Annotated in this window: 1 protein-coding gene; it reads right to left on the minus strand. The window is 73.5% G+C overall.

What is annotated here, in order from left to right; genetic code table 11:
- Positions 1-39 precede the first annotated feature (39 nt).
- On the minus strand, positions 40-981 hold the full coding sequence (locus ACYVE9_RS26460) for an ROK family glucokinase (RefSeq protein WP_461030424.1): 942 nt from the start codon (positions 979-981) through the stop codon (positions 40-42).
- Positions 982-1,133: the final 152 nt, after the last annotated feature.

Consider the following 1,133-nt stretch of genomic DNA (forward strand, 5'->3'; position numbering starts at 1 on the left):
GGCCGGTACGCGCCGGCCGCTCGTCGTCCGCGCGGCCGGTCAGCCCTGGCGGGCGAGGTCCGCCGCGCCGACCATGCCGGCCTTGTTGCCCAACTGGGCGGCCAGCACCTGCGCCTGCGGGCGCCAGTTGCCGCCCACCAGCCAGCGGCGGTAGGACTTCCGGATCGGGTCGAGCACCACATCGCCCTCGTCGGAGACGCCGCCGCCGACGATGAACGCGCCGGGGTCGAACAGCGAGGCCAGGTCGGCGAGACCGGCGCCCGCCCAACGGGCCAGCTCGCGGAAGGAGTCGATGGCGACCGGGTCGCCCTGCCGGGCGGCGGCGCTGACGTGCTTGCCCTGCACCCCCTCCGGGGTGCCGTCCCCGAGACCGAGCAGGATGCCGGCGTTCTCCGGGGTGGCGGCGGCGCGCTGCCGGGCGTACCGGACCAGTGCGCTGCCGGAAGCGTACTGCTCCCAGCAGCCCTGGTTGCCGCAGCCGCACAGCAGACCGTCGGGGACCATGCGGATGTGGCCGAACTCGGCGGCCACCCCGAACCGGCCGCGGTGCAGCTTGCCGCCGATGATGATGCCGCCGCCGAGGCCGGTGCCGAGCGTGATGCACACGACGTCGCCGTGGCCCTGACCGGCGCCGAAGCGGTACTCGCCCCAGGCGGCGGCGTTGGCGTCGTTCTCGACGACCACGGGCAGCCCGATGCGCTGCTCCACCCGGTCCTTCAGCGGCTCGTGGCGCCAGCTGAGGTTCGGGGTGAAGAGCACGGTGGCGCGCTTGTCGTCGACGTATCCGGGAGCGCCGACACCGACCGCGTCCACCGTGTACTCGGCGCTGGCCTCGCGGACCGCGTTGGCGATGCCGTCGATCACGCCCTCGGCTGTCTGGGGGGTCGGCACCCTGCTGGTCTTGAGGATGTTGCCGTCCTCGTCGACCACGCCGGCAGCCACCTTCGTACCGCCGATGTCGACGCCAATGGTGAGTCCCATATGTCCCTCAGTTACTCGGTCGGTCCCCGCTGTGGGGACCACCGTACCGGAGGCCGGAAGGCCCTTCGGCCGCTCCGGAGCCCCTCGTGGGCCCCGTGCGGAGCCTTCAGTCCAGGTCGATCCGCTCGGTGCCGGTCGGCCCGTCGTCCCCG

It is taken from the genome of Streptomyces sparsus (assembly GCF_054776295.1).